This is a genomic window from Moorella sp. E308F (assembly GCF_006538365.1).
In the GTDB taxonomy this organism is placed as follows: Bacteria; Bacillota; DSM-521; order Neomoorellales; family Neomoorellaceae; genus Neomoorella.
The window spans coordinates 136,572-154,149 of record NZ_BJKN01000001.1 but is presented as its reverse complement, the minus strand read 5'-3'; the positions used below and the strand labels follow the sequence as shown (position 1 = coordinate 154,149).

Annotated in this window: 13 protein-coding genes and 1 riboswitch; all 13 genes read left to right on the top strand. The window is 53.9% G+C overall.

The genetic code is table 11. The features are described 5' to 3' along the window. Nucleotides 1–38: 38 nt before the first annotated feature. The 13 genes from xdhA (at nucleotide 39) to sdaAA (ending at nucleotide 17,167) form a co-directional block, all read left to right on the top strand. A complete protein-coding gene (gene xdhA / locus E308F_RS00725) occupies nucleotides 39–2,330 on the top strand; it encodes a xanthine dehydrogenase molybdenum-binding subunit XdhA (RefSeq protein ID WP_141262781.1) in 2,292 nt (763 codons plus the stop codon). A 17-nt stretch (nucleotides 2,331–2,347) separates the two neighbouring features. Further along, the gene (gene xdhB / locus E308F_RS00720; protein WP_141264051.1) at nucleotides 2,348–3,232 is read left to right on the top strand and encodes a xanthine dehydrogenase FAD-binding subunit XdhB; all 885 of its coding nucleotides are present in this window, start codon (nucleotides 2,348–2,350) and stop codon (nucleotides 3,230–3,232) included. Continuing rightward, nucleotides 3,225–3,686 carry a xanthine dehydrogenase subunit XdhC gene (gene xdhC, locus E308F_RS00715; protein ID WP_141262780.1) on the top strand — a complete coding sequence of 154 codons (462 nt, stop codon included), beginning with the start codon at nucleotides 3,225–3,227 and terminating at the stop codon, nucleotides 3,684–3,686. Before xdhB ends, xdhC begins: the two co-directional genes overlap by 8 nt. Nucleotides 3,687–3,722: 36 nt before the next feature. Beyond that, nucleotides 3,723–5,048 (top strand): putative aminohydrolase SsnA, encoded by a 1,326-nt coding sequence (gene ssnA, locus E308F_RS00710; protein WP_141262779.1) that lies wholly within the window; start codon nucleotides 3,723–3,725, stop codon nucleotides 5,046–5,048. A 17-nt stretch (nucleotides 5,049–5,065) separates the two neighbouring features. Further along, nucleotides 5,066–5,953, top strand: coding sequence for an FAD binding domain-containing protein (locus E308F_RS00705; protein WP_141262778.1), 888 nt, complete (start codon nucleotides 5,066–5,068; stop codon nucleotides 5,951–5,953). Nucleotides 5,954–6,487: 534 nt separating this feature from the next. Continuing rightward, the gene (locus E308F_RS00700) at nucleotides 6,488–7,630 is read left to right on the top strand and encodes a BMP family ABC transporter substrate-binding protein (protein WP_253256448.1); all 1,143 of its coding nucleotides are present in this window, start codon (nucleotides 6,488–6,490) and stop codon (nucleotides 7,628–7,630) included. Between the two features lie 188 nt (nucleotides 7,631–7,818). Continuing rightward, entirely contained in the window at nucleotides 7,819–9,336 is a 1,518-nt protein-coding gene (locus tag E308F_RS00695) for an ABC transporter ATP-binding protein (RefSeq protein WP_141262777.1), read from the top strand. Beyond that, complete coding sequence (locus tag E308F_RS00690) at nucleotides 9,336–10,430, top strand: ABC transporter permease (protein WP_141262776.1); 1,095 nt, start codon at nucleotides 9,336–9,338, stop codon at nucleotides 10,428–10,430. Before E308F_RS00695 ends, E308F_RS00690 begins: the two co-directional genes overlap by 1 nt. Before the next feature lies 1 nt (nucleotide 10,431). Further along, nucleotides 10,432–11,367: an ABC transporter permease gene (locus tag E308F_RS00685; protein ID WP_141262775.1), complete on the top strand. Its 936-nt coding sequence runs from the start codon at nucleotides 10,432–10,434 to the stop codon at nucleotides 11,365–11,367. 67 nt (nucleotides 11,368–11,434) lie between these two features. Beyond that, complete coding sequence (ygfK, locus tag E308F_RS00680; protein ID WP_141262774.1) at nucleotides 11,435–14,485, top strand: putative selenate reductase subunit YgfK; 3,051 nt, start codon at nucleotides 11,435–11,437, stop codon at nucleotides 14,483–14,485. A 150-nt stretch (nucleotides 14,486–14,635) separates the two neighbouring features. Next, nucleotides 14,636–15,580, top strand: coding sequence for a carbamate kinase (gene arcC, locus E308F_RS00675; RefSeq protein ID WP_141264049.1), 945 nt, complete (start codon nucleotides 14,636–14,638; stop codon nucleotides 15,578–15,580). Nucleotides 15,581–15,621: 41 nt separating this feature from the next. Then, entirely contained in the window at nucleotides 15,622–16,278 is a 657-nt protein-coding gene (sdaAB, locus tag E308F_RS00670; RefSeq protein WP_141262773.1) for an L-serine ammonia-lyase, iron-sulfur-dependent subunit beta, read from the top strand. Beyond that, nucleotides 16,265–17,167, top strand: a complete 903-nt coding sequence (sdaAA, locus tag E308F_RS00665; RefSeq protein ID WP_141262772.1) for an L-serine ammonia-lyase, iron-sulfur-dependent, subunit alpha — start codon at nucleotides 16,265–16,267, stop codon at nucleotides 17,165–17,167. The genes sdaAB and sdaAA overlap by 14 nt, the downstream gene beginning before the upstream one ends. A 123-nt stretch (nucleotides 17,168–17,290) precedes the next feature. Beyond that, nucleotides 17,291–17,396: riboswitch (glycine riboswitch) on the top strand. Nucleotides 17,397–17,578: the final 182 nt, after the last annotated feature.

The window sequence follows — 17,578 nt, the reverse complement described above, 5'->3', positions numbered from 1 at the left end:
GCGGAGCGGGTATCTCCACTAGAAACGGAGGGGGTAAAATGGCTTCTACAGTAGTGGGAAAAAGCATAAGCCGGGTTGATGCTGTTGCCAAAGTTACCGGGAAAGCAAAGTATACCGCAGACTTTTTTACAAGAGATATGCTGGTAGGAAAAATATTAAGAAGCCCTTATGCTCACGCCCTGGTTAAAAACATTGATGCCAGCAGGGCTAGAGCTTTACCTGGTGTTGAAGCGGTTCTGACTTATAAAGACGTCCCGCAAATTAAATTTGCCACTGCAGGGCATCCCTATGCCCTTGACCCGAAGCACAGGGATAGAGAAGACCGGACTATTTTAACCGACAAAGCACGCTTTGTGGGGGATGCTGTTGCGGCAGTAGTGGCCACAGACGAGTTGACCGCCGCAGAAGCCCTGAAATTAATTGAGGTAGATTATGAAGTATTAGAACCCCTGCTCACCCCGGAGGCGGCAATGAGGGAAGGGGCGCCTTTAATCCACGACGACTGTGAAAGAAATATCCTTAGTTCTCAGGGTTATGAAATTGGCGATGTTGAAGAGGCTTTTCAAGAAGCTGACTATATATTTGAGGACGAGTTGGAAACAAGTATTGTCCAGCACTGCCAGCTTGAAAACCATGTATCCTACGCCTATGTTGACAGTGACGGCCGCATTGTGATTGTAACCTCCACGCAGATCCCGCACATTATAAGGAGAATCGTCGGACAAGCGCTGGGTATCCCCTGGGGAAGGGTACGGGTAATCAAGCCTTACGTCGGCGGCGGCTTTGGCAGCAAACAGGATGCTTGCCTGGAACCTCTAAATGCCGCAATGACCCTGGCCGTAGGCGGCAGGCCGGTAAAGTTAGAATTATCCAGGGAAGAATGCATGATCGATACGCGGACCCGTCATGCTATCAAATACAAAATTAAAACGGGTGTTTCTAAAGACGGAAAATTAATTGGCATGCATATAACGGCCATCTCCAACACCGGGGCCTATGCTTCCCACGGTCATTCCATCGCTATGGCTGCGGGCTCGAAGTTCAGGGCCCTGTACCCCATGAAGGCCTTAAAATACGAACCCTTAACTGTGTATACCAACCTGCCTGTCGCCGGTGCCATGAGGGGTTATGGTTCGCCCCAGTTAACCTTTGCCGTGGAAAGCCATCTGGAAAATATTGCAAAAAAATTAAATATCGACCCTATTGAATTCCGCCTGAAAAACCTGGTTAAAGCAGGCTATGTCGATCCCTTGAACGGCAATACGGTGAGGAGCTGCGGCATTCGCGAGTGCATTGCCAAAGGTAAAGAATTAATCAAATGGGATGAGAAAAAAGCGCGGTATAAGAATCAAACAGGCACAAAACGCAGAGGGTTAGGAATGGCGTGCTTTAGCTACGCCTCCGGCACCCATCCGGTCGGGCTGGAAATGGCGGGAGCGAGAATTGTTTTAAATCAGGACGGCTCCGTCCAGCTGCAAATCGGCGCTACCGAAATAGGGCAGGGAAGCGATACAGTTTTTGCCCAGATGGTAGCCGAAGTGCTGGGCATCCCTGTAGACATGGTGCATGTCATTTCCACCCAGGATACCGATATTACACCTTTTGACACTGGTGCCTATGCTTCCAGGCAGACTTATATTACCAGCATGGCGGTGGCCAAAGCGGCATTAGAAGTAAAAGAAAAAATCCTGGATTTTGTCTGGGGTATGACCGACATACCCGCCCACGCCTTAGATATTAAGGATCAAAATATTGTCTACAAACACTCGGGAGAGGTGGTCATGCCCTTAGCCGAAGTGGCATTGCACACTTATTATGATACCGTTTTTGCCAGACCGATAACAAGCGATACGTCCAACAATGCCAGGATCAATGCCTTTGTTTTTGGTGTTACTTTTGCAGAAGTTGAAGTAGACCTTAAAACCGGAAAAATAGAGGTCCTGGAAATATATAATGTGCATGATTCAGGTAAAATTATCAACCCCCAATTAGCAGAAGGACAGGTGCATGGCGGCGTAGGCATGGGAATTGGCTATGCGCTTACAGAACAGATGCTGTTTGACGAAAAAACCGGCAAACCCCTGAATAATAATTTGCTGGACTATAAAATGCCAACGATAATGGATATCCCGGATATTGGTGTGGCTTTTGTCGAAACCTTTGAGCCCACCAGCCCCTTTGGTTGCAAGGCTTTAGGAGAGCCGCCGACTATTCCCGTGGCACCGGCCATTCGCAATGCCGTTTTCGACGCGACCGGCGTGGCCTTTAACAGGCTACCCATGAACCCCCAGCGGGTCTTTGAAAAGTTCAAGAAAACCGGCTTAATATAGGAAGGTGGTGAAGTATGGTGTACAACATCCAGGGTTATTTTGAGGTGGAGTCCGTAAATGAAGCTACTGCGCTGCTGGCGGCTGCCCCTCACCTGCTCGTCATTGCCGGCGGGACTGATGTTTTGATTAAAATGCATCATGGCCAAATAGAGAAAGCAGAGTTGCTGAGCATTCGCAAAATAAAATCCCTCCAAGGTGTTGTTAAACTTGAGGATGGTACTATTCTAATCGGGTCGTTGACAACTTTCACGCAGATTGCTAACGATCCTGTAATCAAAGAAAATATCCCCGTCTTAGCGGAAGCGGCCCTCACCATGGGGGGACCGCAGATCCGCAACGTTGCCACTATCGGCGGCAACATTTGCAACGGCGCCACCTCGGCCGACAGCGCTTCCACCTTGTTTGCCCTTGAAGCCAGATTGAAATTACAGAGCAATCAAGGTGAGCGGGTTGTTCCCATCCAGGAGTTTTACCTTGGACCCGGAAAGGTTGATTTAAAACCTGGTGAACTCCTTACTCAGATTATCATTTCTCCGGAGAATTACCGGGGCTATGGTGGGCACTATATAAAATTTTCCATGCGCAAGGCCATGGATATTGCTACTTTAGGCGTGGCGGTGATTTGTAAAGTAAAACAAGGCAACATTTTGGAAGACGTCAGGATTGGACTTGGGGTTGCCGGGCCAACGCCTCTAAGATGTCCCGAAGCAGAAGCCTTTGCGAGAGGCAAAACCATTTCTCCTGAAACCATTGCGGAAATTGGGAAATTAGCGGTTAAAGCGACGCAGGCGAGAACTTCCTGGCGCGCTTCCAAAGAATACAGGGAGCACCTGGTGGAGGAACTTACCCAGAGGGCCCTGAAAGCGGCCATTGTCAAGGCTGGGGGTGAGGCAATTGCTTAAAAAAATATCCTTTACCGTAAACGGGATCCAGGTAAGTATGGAAGTAGACATTCGCGAATCGTTGCTTGACGTTTTGCGCGACCGCCTGGGATATACGGGTGTAAAAAAAGGGTGTGGCGTCGGTGAATGCGGCGCCTGCACTGTTCTCATCGATGGAACTCCCATTGACTCGTGCATTTACCTGGCTGTCTGGGCCGACGGCAAAGATATAGTCACGATAGAAGGTATAGCTAAAAACGGGGAGCTTTCCAAGGTGCAAAAAGCCTTTATTGAAGAGGGAGCCATCCAGTGCGGTTTCTGTACACCGGGTTATGTTCTCACGGCAACGGCTATGGTAGAAAGCGGCAAAAAATATACGCGGGAGGAGATTAAAAGAGAATTGTCCGGTCATCTCTGCCGCTGCACCGGTTACCAGAACATCATTAAAGCGGTGGAAAAAGCCCTGGCAGATTAGTTAAATCCTGTAAAGAAACATTTTGGAGGTATAATTATGCTCCTTATTGGTAACGGCCGCCTGTTGTCCCTGGTGCCGGAAAATCCCTACCAGGAAAATGGAGCGGTGGCTATTGACGGCGACCGGATTGTCGCCGTCGGACCTACAGCTGAATTAAAGCGGCGCTACCCGGAAGCTGAATGGCTTGACGCCCGGGGCATGGTGATTATGCCCGGGATGATTAACACCCACATGCACCTTTACAGCACCTTCGCCCGGGGCATGGCCCTGAAAGACGCGCCGCCGGGCAACTTTCTGGAAATATTGCAGCGCCTCTGGTGGCGCCTGGACAAGGCCCTTACCCTGGAGGACGTCTATTACAGCGCCTTGATTCCCCTCATTGACTGCATCAAGAGCGGTACCACCACCATCCTGGACCACCACGCCAGCCCCCGCGCCGTTCGCGGCAGCCTGGAGATGATCGCCCGGGCGGCTGTCGAAACCGGTGTCCGTACCTGCCTGGCCTATGAGGTTTCCGATCGTGACGGGGAGACCATTATGCGGGAAGGTATTGAAGAGAACATTGCCACCATCAAAAAATACCGCGGCCAGGAAGGTTTGGTTAGCGCTACCTTCGGCCTCCATGCCTCCTTTACCCTTTCCGATGCCACTTTGGCCGCCTGCCGGGAGGCAGCGGCCGAGGTTGGCAGCGGCTTCCACATCCACGTGGCGGAAGGCATCCAGGACGTAGAAGATGCCCTGGAACGCGAGGGTAAGCGGGTGGTGGAACGTTTGGCTGACCACGGTATCCTGGGCCCCAGAACTATCGCCGCCCACTGTGTCCATGTGACCGAAAGGGAAATAGCCATCCTCAAGGAAACCGGCACCATGGTGGTCCATAACCCGGAATCCAACATGGGCAATGCCGTCGGCTGCGCACCGGTAGGGGATATGCTGGCGGCGGGAGTGGTGGTCGGCCTGGGGACGGACGGCTATACCGGTGATATGTTTGAATCCCTCAAGGTGGCCAATGTTTTGCGCAAGTTTGTCTCCGGCGACCCCAACGCTGGCTGGGCGGAAGTCCCGGCCATGGTTTTTGCCAATAACTCTCGCATAGCAGGGCAGTTCTTCGCCCATCCCGTGGGGCGTTTGCAGGAAGGGGCCTATGCCGACATTATACTGGTGAATTATCATGCGCCGACCCCTATAACGACGGCCAACTGGTTTGGCCACCTCCTCTTCGGCTTTAACGCCGGGCTGGTGGACACGACCATTATTGGCGGCAAAGTCCTCATGCGGGAACGGCGGCTCCTGCACCTGGATGAGGCGGCCATTGCCGCCAGAGCAAGGGAACTGGCGGTTAAAGTGTGGGAGAGGTTTTAGGGTTAAGGAGAGATAACATGCCCCAGCAGTACCTTTTTGCCACCTCGGCGGCCGAGTGCCTTACCATGCTGGCCACCCACCCGGGGGCGCGCCTCATTGCCGGGGGCACCGACCTGGTAATCGACCTTAAAGAAGAAAAACTCCAGGTCAATACCCTGATCGATATTACCCGTATTCCAGAACTAAAGATAATTGCGGAAGAAAACGGCAAGATAATACTAGGCGGGGCCGTCACCCACAGCCGGGTGGCAACGTCAGAACTTATCCGGGAGAAGCTGCCGGCCCTGGCGGCAGCCGCTGCAGCCGTCGGCTCGCCCCAGATACGCAATGTCGGCACCCTGGGCGGCAACGTAGTAAACGCCCAGCCGGCGGCCGACACGGCTGTGGCCCTGGTGGCCCTGGGAGCCGTAGCCACCATCCTGGGGCCGGAAGGTGAACGCCAGGCACCGGTCGCAGACCTTTACGAAGGCGTCGGCCGTTCCAGGGTAAACGCCGGCCGTGAGATCTTAACTCGCTTTACCGTTGACCTGTGGGGAGAAGGCGAAGGGTCGGCCTTTGCCCGCCTTTCACCACGGCGGGCCCTTTCCCTGCCCATGCTCAATGTTGCCGTCCGGGTCCAGGTGGTAGAGGGAAAGTGCACCAGGGCGCGTATCTGTATCGCCCCGGTGGCACCCCGGCCTTTCCTGTGTGAGGAAGCGGCCAGGGTCCTTATTGACCAGGAGCCTGGCGCGGGCGTGATCGCCAGGGCCGCGGCGGCGGCCAGAGAAGCAGCCCGGCCCCGGGACAGCCTTCTCCGGGGTTCCGGCGCCTATCGCAAAGATATGACGGCCGTCCTGGTTACCCGGGCTTTGACCGCAGCTTTTTTCCGGGCCACCGGCAGGAAAATAGAGATTGACGTCGAATAGTAAAATTCCCAGAGGCGAAGACGTCTACAGGGGGGTTAACAAACCCTCAGGTAGACGTTTTTTTAAGGCCTCAAAAACCCCGGCCTTTATCTATAGCTCTTTGACAACAGCGGCAATTTATCCAGGGCCTTTTCGATGTTCTCCACCTTGTTTAATCCGGTCATTTAATCCCAGCAGGATTTTAAAAAATTGCGGCGAACTTAATTATATAAGCTTAATTATATAAGTTGGAGCCTTCTCCTATAGTCTTTGCATAGTTGCGGTAGTGGGACCGGGAGTATATACCAGGTGACCGGAATTTCTTGGCTACAAAGGTGATTACCAATTGTCGCGCTGCGGGAGCCTGGTTTTTAATTTGCCCCAAAACCTGGAGGTAGCCCGGTCCGAGAGAGTTCCCGGGGGATTAGCCGTCCCGGGAGTTACAGTACAAGGGGGTGGGAGTTATAGCAGGAAAAAGTAAAGCAGCAACGGCCTCAATGAAAAAACATCAAAAAGGAGGTGACGTCCATAGTTTGCTGGACAAGCTATGGACACATGATGCGTAAAGGATGGCGTTTCATACCAGTGCTGCTCCTGGTCCTGGCGGTAGCTGTATTTGCCGCCGGCTGCGGCGGCCAGAAAGAGGCCGGGAACAGCCAGAGCGGGGAGAAGTCGGCGGCCGGCGAACAGGCTGCAGACGAGAAAATGAAGGTCGCCTTTATTTATGTGGGACCGATTGGTGATGCCGGCTGGACCTGGGCCCATGAGCAGGGACGCCAGTACCTGGCAGAAAAATTGCCCTGGGTAGAAGCCTCTTATGTAGAAAACGTCCCCGAAGGGGCCGATGTGGAACGGGTATTAACGGAACTGGCAGAAAAGGGTAATAAGGTCATATTTGCTACCAGCTTCGGTTATATGGATTATGTAATTAAAGTGGCCGAAAAATATCCCGACGTTGTCTTTATGCACTGCTCCGGCTATAAGACGGCCAAAAACGTCGGGACCTACTTTGGGGCCATGGAAGAACCTCGTTACCTTTCAGGTATGGTAGCCGGCAAAATGACCAAATCCAATATTCTGGGTTATGTCGCCGCCCATCCCATTCCGGAAGTAATCCGCGGCATCAACGCCTTTACCTTGGGGGCGCGTTCAGTTAACCCCGATGTCAAGGTTAAGGTGGTCTGGACCAATACCTGGTACGACCCGGCGGCCGAAAAGCAGGCAGCTTTGAGCCTCTTAGATGCCGGGGCCGACGTCATTGCCCAGCACCAGGATACGCCGGGGCCCCAGCAGGCCGCCCAGGAGCGGGGCAAGTATGGTATCGGATATAACAGCGATATGCGTCAGTTCGCTCCCGATGCCAACCTGACCTCGCCAGTCTGGAACTGGGGGCCGTACTATGTTAAAACAGTAGAAGCCGTCAAGAACGGGACATGGAAATCAGAAGACTACTACGGAACCATGAAGGATGGTGTTGTTGACCTCGGGCCCTTCAGCGACAAGGTACCCCAGGAGGTCCGCGACCTGGTAAACGAGAAGAAGCAGGAAATTATTGACGGCAAGTTCTACGTCTTCCAGGGACCCATCAAGGACCAGAGCGGTAAAGTGCGGGTACAGGAAGGACAAAAGATGAGCCACGAAGAAGTTCTTGGTTTTAACTGGTTTGTAGAAGGGGTAGAAGGCGAGATCCCCAAATAAAATAAAACGAGTTGACAGGAGGCCGTGGGATTTATTTCCACGGCCTTAACTATAAGTTGGAAGTTAAATAGTATAGTATTTAGAAGGTCAAAATTTAATTAAAATTATATTATGGGGAAGGAATTTTATCTCGGGGTAGCGAATCATTTAACGATAAATTTATAGCCAAACGAAGGGGGGCATTTTTTATGGCAGTACCCCTGGTAGAGATGCGGGGAATAACGAAGGTTTTCCCCGGCGTGGTGGCCAACGACGGGGTTAATTTATCCATCCAAGCGGGGGAAATTCATGCCCTGCTCGGGGAAAACGGTGCCGGTAAGAGTACCCTCATGAGTATCCTTACCGGGCTGTACCGGCCCGATGGCGGGGAAATCTATATTGATGGGCAAAGGGTGAATTTCCGTTCACCCCGGGATGCCATTGCGGCGGGAATCGGTATGGTCCACCAGCATTTCCGCCTGGTGGCGCCCTTTACGGTGACGGAAAACGTGGCCTTAGGTCTTAAGGGGGGCCTCAGACTCAACCTGAACAAGCTGGCCGGGGAGATAGCCGCCCTTTCTAAAGAATACGGTCTCCAGGTAGATCCCCAGGCGCGTATCTGGCAGCTGTCGGTAGGCGAACAGCAGCGGGTGGAGATTATCAAACTCTTATACCGCCACGCCCGGGTGTTGATTCTGGATGAGCCGACGGCGGTTTTGACTCCCCAGGAAGCACGGGACCTGTACCAGACGTTGAAAAAGATGGCCGCCCGGGGTTGCGCCGTAATCTTTATTACCCATAAACTGCAGGAGGTGATGGATGCCGCCGACACCATTACCATTTTACGGGGCGGGAAAACCGTGGCTACTGTCAATAAAAGCGAAACAAACGAGAAGGAACTGGCCCGGATGATGGTGGGCCGGGAAATCCTGTGGCAGGTTAGTAAACCTGCGGGCCGGAAAGGCGATAAAGTCCTGGAGATAAAGAATTTAAAGGCTTTAAACGATAAGGGACTGCCGGCCTTAAAGGGCATAAACCTGGCGGTTTATGCCGGGGAGATCCTTGGCATAGCCGGGGTGGCCGGTAATGGCCAGCGGGAACTGGCGGAGGTTATTGCCGGCTTAAGACCCTGTCAGGAGGGGACTATCACCGTCGCCGGACAGGAGCTGGGCCAGTGCGACCCCTGCCGGGTAATTAACGCCGGGGTGGGTTATATACCCGAAGATCGCCTGGGTATGGGTCTGGTACCCAACCTGGGCGCTGTCGATAACCTGCTCCTGAAAGAATACCGCCACCCTCGCTGGGGGCGGGCCTTTCTCAACAGGCAGGCGGCGCGCGAGTGGGCCAGAGAGCTGGTAGAACGTTTTCAGGTTAAGACGGCGGGTCTGAATGCCCCGGTGAAGATGATGTCCGGCGGTAACCTGCAACGGTTGCTCCTGGCCCGGGAAATTTCCAATCGGCCCCGCCTTCTGGTAGCCGTTTACCCGGCCCGGGGCCTGGATGTCGGCGCTACTGAAACCGTACACCGGTTGCTCCTGGAGCAAAGGGCAGCCGGGACGGCTATCCTCTTAATCTCCGAAGACCTGGAAGAGCTTTTCCGCCTGGCCGACCGTATTGCTGTCATGTATGAAGGAGAAATTACGGGCCTGATGGCCGCCGGAGAGGCCAGGATTGAGGAGTTAGGCCTGATGATGGCCGGGGCGAAAAGAATGGAGGTTAGTGCCTGATGTTTGGATCATCCTTATCGGGCCAGGTACCCTTTATTACCTGGGAAAAGCGGCTGGAACCTTCGCGGGTGATGGCTATTATAGTTCCTGTTGCTGCTGTCATCCTGGCCCTGGGCGTAGGTGCCATTTTTTTAGCCGCAACCGGTTATAATCCTTTAAAAGTTTATCAAAATATGCTGGAAGGCGTGATCGGTTCCAAATACGGCCTTTCGGAAACCGTCGTTAAGGCCATTCCTCTGATGCTGGCGGGCCTGGGCGTTTCCGTAGCCTTCCGCATGCTCCTCTGGAATATCGGGGCGGAGGGGCAATTCTACATGGGGGCTTTTGGGGCGAGTTGGGTAGCCCTGACCTTTCCCCATTTACCTGCCTATATCATGCTGCCGGCCATGTTTGTAGCCGGTATCGCTATGGGCGGCCTCTGGGCCGTGTTGCCGGCATTGCCCAAAGCCAGGTGGGGTGTTAATGAAGTTATTACTACCCTGATGTTAAACTATGTAGCCATCCTCTGGGTAGATTACCTGGTTTACGGCCCCTGGAAGGACCCCAAAGGATTTAATTTTCCCCTGACCGCACCCTTTAGCGAGGCGGCAACCCTGCCGACCATTGCCGGCACCCGCGTCCACCTGGGCCTTATTTTCGCCTTGCTGGCCGCTGTTATGCTGACAATTATTCTCTGGCGTACTCGCTGGGGATATGAAATCCGGGTTATTGGTGAAAGTCCCCGGGCCGCCCGCTACGCCGGGATTAAAATTGAAAGGAATATTATCCTGGTGATGCTGTTGAGCGGCGCTCTGGCCGGATTGGCGGGCATGAGCGAAGTGGCGGGCATTACCCACCGCCTGCAACATGGTATTTCCCCGGGATATGGTTATACGGCAATTATAATTGCCTGGCTGGCCAAACTTCACCCTGCGACCATCATCCTGGTATCATTTCTTTTTAGCGGCCTCATTGTTGGTGGATACAGCGTTCAGACGTCCGGCGTGCCAGCGGCGACGGTATCCATGCTCCAGGGTGCCATCCTTTTCTTTGTCCTCGGTGGCGAGATTTTAACCCGTTACCGCCTGCACATTGGCCGCAGGGAGGTGAAATAGTATGGAAAACTCTGTCTGGATTGCCACCCTGGCGGCAGCCATAACTGCCGGTACGCCCATCCTTTATGCCGCCCTGGGAGAAATCCTGGCCGAGCGGGCCGGGGTTTTAAACCTGGGGGTGGAAGGCATGATGCTGGTGGGTGCCGTGACCGGTTTCATGGTAGCGGTACGCACGGGTAACCCCTGGCTGGGCTTTTTTGTGGCCCTGCTGGCGGCAGGGTTGATGGCAGCCGTCTTTGCTTTTTTAACTATCACTTTGCGCGCCAACCAGGTGGTGACCGGCCTGGCCCTGACCATATTTGGCACCGGTTTAAGCGGCTTTCTGGGCAAACCCTATGTTGGTGTTCCCCTGCCCTTGAGCTTTAAACCGGCAGCCGTACCCATCCTGGCGGATATTCCCATTATTGGTCCGGTTTTTTTCAACCATGACCCCCTGGTTTACCTGACCTATATCCTGGTGCCTTTACTCTGGTACTATTTTTACCGTACCCGGCCTGGCCTGAACTTACGGGCCATAGGAGAAAACCCGGCGGCGGCCGATGCCCTGGGGGTCAATGTCTTTGCCCTGCGCTATATTTATGTCATCATTGGCGGCATGCTGGCCGGTGCCGGCGGCGCCTTCCTTTCCCTGGCCTATGCCCCCAGCTGGCTGGAGAATATGACGGCCGGACGGGGCTGGATTGCCGTTGCCCTGGTGATCTTTGCCGTTTGGGACCCCGTTAAAGCGCTCCTCGGTTCCTATCTCTTTGGCGGCGTGGATGCCCTGACTTATACTCTCCAGGCAGCCACCAAAATCGCCATTCCCTCCTTTTTCTTAAAAATGTTGCCCTACATTCTGACCCTGGTGGTCCTGATCATTGCCACCCGCCAGACCCTGGTCAAGCACATCGGGGCCCCCGGAGCCCTGGCCATTCCCTATGACCGAGAGGAAAGGTAGGGTCGTGATCCGGTGAGCAGTTTTTTCATGAGGACCTGGATTGCATTTTCACATGGGGGGATAGCCAATGGGTAGCGTAATGCGTCCAATACCGTTCAGGAAACTTTTATCCTGGATACTTGAGGAGAGGGAAAAATACAGTAGCGTTTTTGGCATATCGCAAGTAAAATTTTTTAAGAAGAGAACTGATGCCTCCCTGCGGTTATTCGGCGAATATCTCGATACTCCTATCGGGCCGGCTGCCGGTCCCCATACGCAGCTGGCCCAGAATATAGTCGCTTCCTACCTCTGCGGGGGCAGGTTTTTTGAGCTGAAAACGGTTCAAGTTCTGGACCAGTTAGACATACCCAAGCCCTGTATTGATGCCGGGGATGAATGCTATAATGTGGAATGGTCAACCGAACTAACCGTTGAGGAAGCCTTTGCTGAGTATGTCAAGGCATGGTTTTTATTACACATTTTACAAAAGGAACTGTGGGATTTGGAGCAGCGGGGCTTCATATTCAATATGAGCGTTGGCTATGACCTAAAAGGAATAAAATCCCCCAAGGTTGATAAATTCATCGAGGGGCTTAAAGACGCCTCACAGACCAGTATATTCCAGGAATGCAAAACAGTTCTAAAAGAAGAAATTAAAAGGTTTACTCGGGTGGATGAAAGATTTATTGACAGTATTTCGCCAAATATATGCAACTCCGTCACCCTTTCGACTATGCACGGTTGCCCTCCGGCGGAAATAGAAACAATTTGCCGGTATCTCCTGGCGGAGAAAAAACTGCATACCTTTGTCAAGCTGAATCCGACCCTGCTGGGCTATGCATTTGTAAAAGATGCCCTGGCCGGGATGGGATACAATTACATCTGCCTGCAAGAGGAGTCTTTCAGCCACGACCTGCAATATGACGACGGCCTCGCCTTGTTAAAGAGGCTACAAGGGTTTGCCCGGGAACACGGAAGGGATTTCGGCGTCAAGCTTTCCAATACCCTGCCGGTGAAAAACACAAAAGGCGAATTGCCTGGCGAAGAAATGTATCTCTCAGGCAGGGCTCTGTACCCGCTGACCATCAATCTTGCCGCCAGGCTGGCGGCCGAATTCGCCGGCCGGCTGCAAATTTCCTATGCCGGCGGCGGGGATGCTTTTAACGTTCCGCACATTTTTGCGACGGGAATATGGCCTATTACCATGGCTACGACGCTCTTAAAACCCGGCGGCTACTTGCGGTTAAAGCAAATAGCCGAGGAACTGGAGCCGCACCTGCAGGACATGACCACAGATACTGTAGATGTGGAAAAGCTCACCGCCCTTGCGGCCGGTGCCTTTAAAGATTCCGCTTACCTGAAGGAAAAAAGGGGGCTCAAGAGCCGGAAGCTGGGCAAGAAATTACCCTTAACGGATTGCTTTATAGCGCCCTGTACCGCTGGCTGCCCCATCGGCCAGGATATCCCGGAGTACATCAGGCTGGTGGGAGAGAAGAGGTATCGCGAAGCGTATGAACTTATAGTTGCTAAAAACCCGCTGCCCTTTATCACGGGGTCTATTTGCCCCCGGTATTGTACCGCCAAATGTACTCGTTTAGACTATGATGAGCCGGTATGCATTCGCGAAATCAAGAGGATGGCTGCCGAAAATGGCTACCGGGCTTACCTGCAAAAGAGGGGAAAAACAGAGGGAAAAAGTCCTGTCAGGGTGGCAGTTATCGGCGCGGGGCCCGCGGGCCTGGCTGCGGGTTATTTTCTTGCCAGGGCCGGTCTGGGTGTCACTATCTTTGACAAAAGGGAAAAACCCGGCGGTACCGTTCAATATATTATTCCCCCATTCCGCATTGCCGGGGAAGCAATTGCCAGGGATCTGGAGCTGATTAAGGGGGCGGGCGTCGAATTTAAGCTGGGTGCCAATCCGGACTTTTCCGTCGAGGAGCTGAAAAGGGACGGCTATAAATACATCTACCTGGCCATAGGGGCAGGAAAATCTAAAGCCCTGGATCTAAAGAGCGGCGCAGAAAAAGTATTGAGCGCTATTGAATTCCTGGAGAGGTTTAAAGCGGACAGGAATACTGTGCAACTCGGCAAAAAAGTGGCCGTCATCGGCGGCGGGGACGTGGCTATGGATGCCGCCAGGGCGGCCCTGAGGGTGGAAGGGGTTGAAAAAGTTTATATAATCTACAGGAGAACCAAAGAGTATATGCCGGCGAGGAGGGAAGAGCTAAAAGCTGCCCTGGCGGAGGGCATAGTCTTGAAAGAGCTTTTGTCTCCCCATTCCTGGTCCGGTGGTGTATTGCAGTGTCAAAAGATTAAACTTGGTGAACCGGATGCCTCCGGAAGGCGTAGTGTAGTTCCGCTAGAGGGTGAGTTTGAAAATATCGCAGTTGATGCCGTTATCTCAGCCACCGGCCAGGGTGTGGACTATAGTATTCTGCAGAAGAACGGTATAGAAGTTAACGCGCAAGGGGACATTGCCATTAATCCCGCTACCAATGAAACAAATGTGGAAAATGTATTTCTCGGCGGCGATGCCCTGCACGGCCCGGCGACAATAGTGGAGGCCATTGCCGATGGCAGTAAGGTTGCCAGGGCCATTCTGGCGCGGGAAGGTATTGATTTCCCAAACTGCACAGATGTTTCCTTTGAAAAGGCAAAGAGGCTGCAGCAAATTAACCTGAAAAAAGGTACACTCCAGGCTGCTGCCCCCGATCTGGAAAAAGAACATGAGAGATGCCTGGAGTGCGGCTTTGCCTGCAATATTTGTACGGAAGTATGCCCTAACAGGGCCAACATTGCTGTTGAGGTAGCCAGCAGCAGTTTGCAGCAGATAAATCAGGTTATCCATGTAGACGGCATGTGCAATGAATGCGGCAACTGCGCGACATTTTGTCCCTATGACGGCGCTCCTTATAAGGAAAAGTTAACCCTATTCTGGAGGGAGGATGATTTTACCAGTAGCCGGAACAGCGGTTTTCTCCTGCTGGCAGGCGGGGAGAAACCTGTTTTCAGGGTCCGGGTTGGCGGCAGGGTACGGGAGGTAACTTTTGATACTTCTGGAAAAGCTGATGTTGATTTAGAAAAGAGCATTTTAGACATTATATGGGCTGCCTATAAGGGTTATAAGTATTTGTTTTAAAAGCTAAGGAGAACGACGCCTGGGACGGTGGAGTTTAGCAGGGGTGGTAAAACCACCCCGTTTTAATTTTACTTAAAATCTATTAAAACCGGCAGGAATAAATAAATCTATATTGAATAAATAAAGAGTGATAAAACAGGAGGGAGTATGATGCCCCAGACCGTAGTCATGGCCTTTGGTGGCAATGCCATTACCCGCCCGGGGGAAAAGGGGACCTTTGCTGAGCAAAAGGCCAATGTTACTGTCACCTGCCGGCAACTGGTTGACCTTGTCCGTAACGGTTACCGCCTGGTCTTAACCCATGGCAACGGGCCCCAGGTAGGGAATTTGTTAATTAAAAATGAACTGGCCAAGGACATCGTTCCGGCAATGCCCCTGGATGTGCTGGTATCCAACACCCAGGGTTCCATAGGGTATGCCATCCAGCAGGTCCTGGGCTATGAACTTGCCCGGCAGGGCCTCCATGTGCCGGTGGCTGCGGTCATTACCCAGGTAGTAGTTGCCGAAGATGACCCGGCCTTTCAAAATCCCACCAAGCCCATAGGCCCCTTTTACTCCCTGGAAGAAGCCAAAAAATTGATGCAGGAACGAGGTTACCAGATGGTGGAAGACAGTAACCGGGGCTGGCGCCGGGTGGTACCATCACCAATCCCCCTGGAGATTATCGAGAAAGATGCCATCAAGGCATTAACTATGGCTGGAGTTATTGTTGTCGCCGCGGGCGGTGGAGGCATTCCGGTGGTGCGCCGTCCCGACGGCAGCCTGCAAGGGGTAGAGGCTGTCATTGATAAGGACCGGGCGGCCACAATTCTGGCCAGCCAGGTGGGGGCTAATGTCCTTTTCTTGCTGACGGATGTCGAGCGGGTTTGTCTGGATTACGGCAAGGCAACCCAGCGAGAGGTCGAGGAAATGACCGTCAGCGAAGCCCGCCGTTATCTTGCCGAAGGCCAGTTCCCACCGGGTAGTATGGGGCCAAAAATTGAAGCTGCTATAGCCTTCGTTGAGGCGGGTGGTGAGAAGGCTATAATTGGTTCCCTGGCCAGGGCCGCCGAGGCTGTAGCCGGCCGTTCGGGGACCAGGATTATCGCAGGGTAGCCAAGGTAGGAGCAGGTTATAATACTAAGGAGTGGCGGTCGATGGATGCCTTTCAAATTATCGGCCCGGTAATGATCGGTCCTTCCAGTTCCCATACGGCCGGGGCTGTCCGTATAGGTCGCCTGGCCCGGGCCATCCTGGGTGAAGTGCCCTGCCGGGCGGAAATTTTGCTCCATGGTTCCTTTGCCCGTACTTACCGCGGCCACGGCACCGACCGCGCCCTGGTGGCCGGCCTTCTGGGATTTAATGTCGCTGATGAACGGGTGCGGGAGGCCTTGGAACTGGCGCCCCGTCAAGGGCTGGAAGTAAGCTTTAGCGAAAAGGACCTGGGGGATGTTCACCCCAATTCCGTGCAGCTAAACTTAAAAGGAAAAGAACGGGCCGTCCAGGTGTTAGCCTCTTCCCTGGGTGGCGGCCAGGTCGTAATAAAAAAAATCGATGCTTTTACCGTAGAGATGAACTGCGAGTTACCGACCCTGGTGGCGGCCTACCCGGACCGTCCGGGGGTGATAGCCACCGTTACGGCCCTGCTGGCCGGGGCCGGGGTGAATATCGCCGGCATGCGGGTTTCCCGCCAGGCTGCCGGCCAAGAGGCGTTGATGGTCGTGGAAACGGATCAGCCGGTTCCGCCGGGACTGGTAGCGGCTATGCGGTCTTTACCAATTATTGAGCGGGTGATATGCATTGACCCGGCATAGCTTTCGCAACATGGCCGAACTCCTGGAACTGGCCAGGACTGAAAAATTAACCCTGGCCGGGGTTGTTATCCGTTATCAGGAGGAGCTGGAAGGCAAACCCCGGGAAGAGGTTCGTAGCATGATGGCCGATCGGCTCCAGGTCATGCGGGCTGCGGCCCGGAAGGGATTGACGGAGGATAACCGCTCCCCCAGCGGCCTGGTAGGCGGGGGCGGAAAACTCCTGGAGGAGTGGCGCCATAATGGTAAGAGTCTTTCCGGTACCACCACCGCCCGGGCTGTAGCCATAGCTATGGCCATAGCCGAAGTCAATGCCGCCATGGGCCGGGTGGTGGCGGCGCCTACGGCCGGCTCCTGCGGGATACTGCCGGGGGTGCTCCTAGCCCTGGAAGCCGAAAAAGGCCTGACAGAAGACCAGCTGGTGGACGGTTTATTTACAGCCGCCGGCATCGGTATGGTAGCGTCCCGGCAGGCCTCCCTTTCCGGGGCGGCCCTGGGCTGCCAGGCGGAATGCGGGGTAGCTACGGCCATGGCGGCGGCTGCAGCCGTAGAAATGGCCGGTGGGGAACCGGAACAGGCTGCTGCCGCCGCCGGCGTGGCCCTCCAGGGCCTGATGGGCCTGGTCTGTGACCCGGTGGGTGGCCTGGTGGAGATCCCCTGTGTCATGCGCAACGCCATCGGGGCGGCCCATGCCCTGGCGGCAGCCGACATTGCCCTGGCTGGCGTTCAGTGCTATCTACCCTTTGACGAGATAATAGCCGCCATGGTCCAGGTGGGCCGCGCCCTGCCGGCATCATTACGGGAAACCGGTACCGGCGGGGTAGCTGCCTGCCCTACCGCCCGGAGGCTGGTGGAGCAAGCCTTCCGCCAGGGAGAGATTTGTGATTGCTAATGTGCGCTTATATCTTACATCACCGGTGTCAGGGTAAAATTACCTGAAAAATGTTGCTAGGCAGCAGGATTTTACACCGGCAAAGCGAATATATTTCTTAAAAGAAAATTGCATAACGGGTGGATGAAGGGAGTGGAAGAGACCCTTTTCCAGGGCGCCGAAGGAGCAATTTCCCCCGGTTGGGTGACGGGGGAAGGAAACTCTCAGGCAAAAGTACTACTCCCGGACCCAACTCTGGAGAGTTCCCTTAAAGCCGGTATTGAAACTGCTGGGGTCTTCAGGCAAGCACCTGGCAGCCGGGTCTGGAAACAGCAGCCAGCTTTAAGGGACACCAAAGGGGAAGGCAGGTAGCTGCCTAATCTCTCAGGTATCAGGACAGAGGCCATCACCGCATAATGCGGCGATGGCTTT

Bases quoted from the DNA above. Each gene is read 5' to 3' on its own strand.
- E308F_RS00700 (WP_253256448.1), top strand. From the start codon at position 6,488: ATGATGCGTAAAGGATGGCGTTTCATACCAGTGCTGCTCCTGGTCCTG.
- E308F_RS00685 (WP_141262775.1), top strand. From the start codon at position 10,432: ATGGAAAACTCTGTCTGGATTGCCACCCTGGCGGCAGCCATAACTGCC.
- E308F_RS00690 (WP_141262776.1), top strand. From the start codon at position 9,336: ATGTTTGGATCATCCTTATCGGGCCAGGTACCCTTTATTACCTGGGAA.
- sdaAB (WP_141262773.1), top strand. From the start codon at position 15,622: ATGGATGCCTTTCAAATTATCGGCCCGGTAATGATCGGTCCTTCCAGT.
- ssnA (WP_141262779.1), top strand. From the start codon at position 3,723: ATGCTCCTTATTGGTAACGGCCGCCTGTTGTCCCTGGTGCCGGAAAAT.
- arcC (WP_141264049.1), top strand. From the start codon at position 14,636: ATGCCCCAGACCGTAGTCATGGCCTTTGGTGGCAATGCCATTACCCGC.
- E308F_RS00695 (WP_141262777.1), top strand. From the start codon at position 7,819: ATGGCAGTACCCCTGGTAGAGATGCGGGGAATAACGAAGGTTTTCCCC.
- E308F_RS00705 (WP_141262778.1), top strand. From the start codon at position 5,066: ATGCCCCAGCAGTACCTTTTTGCCACCTCGGCGGCCGAGTGCCTTACC.
- xdhA (WP_141262781.1), top strand. From the start codon at position 39: ATGGCTTCTACAGTAGTGGGAAAAAGCATAAGCCGGGTTGATGCTGTT.
- ygfK (WP_141262774.1), top strand. From the start codon at position 11,435: ATGGGTAGCGTAATGCGTCCAATACCGTTCAGGAAACTTTTATCCTGG.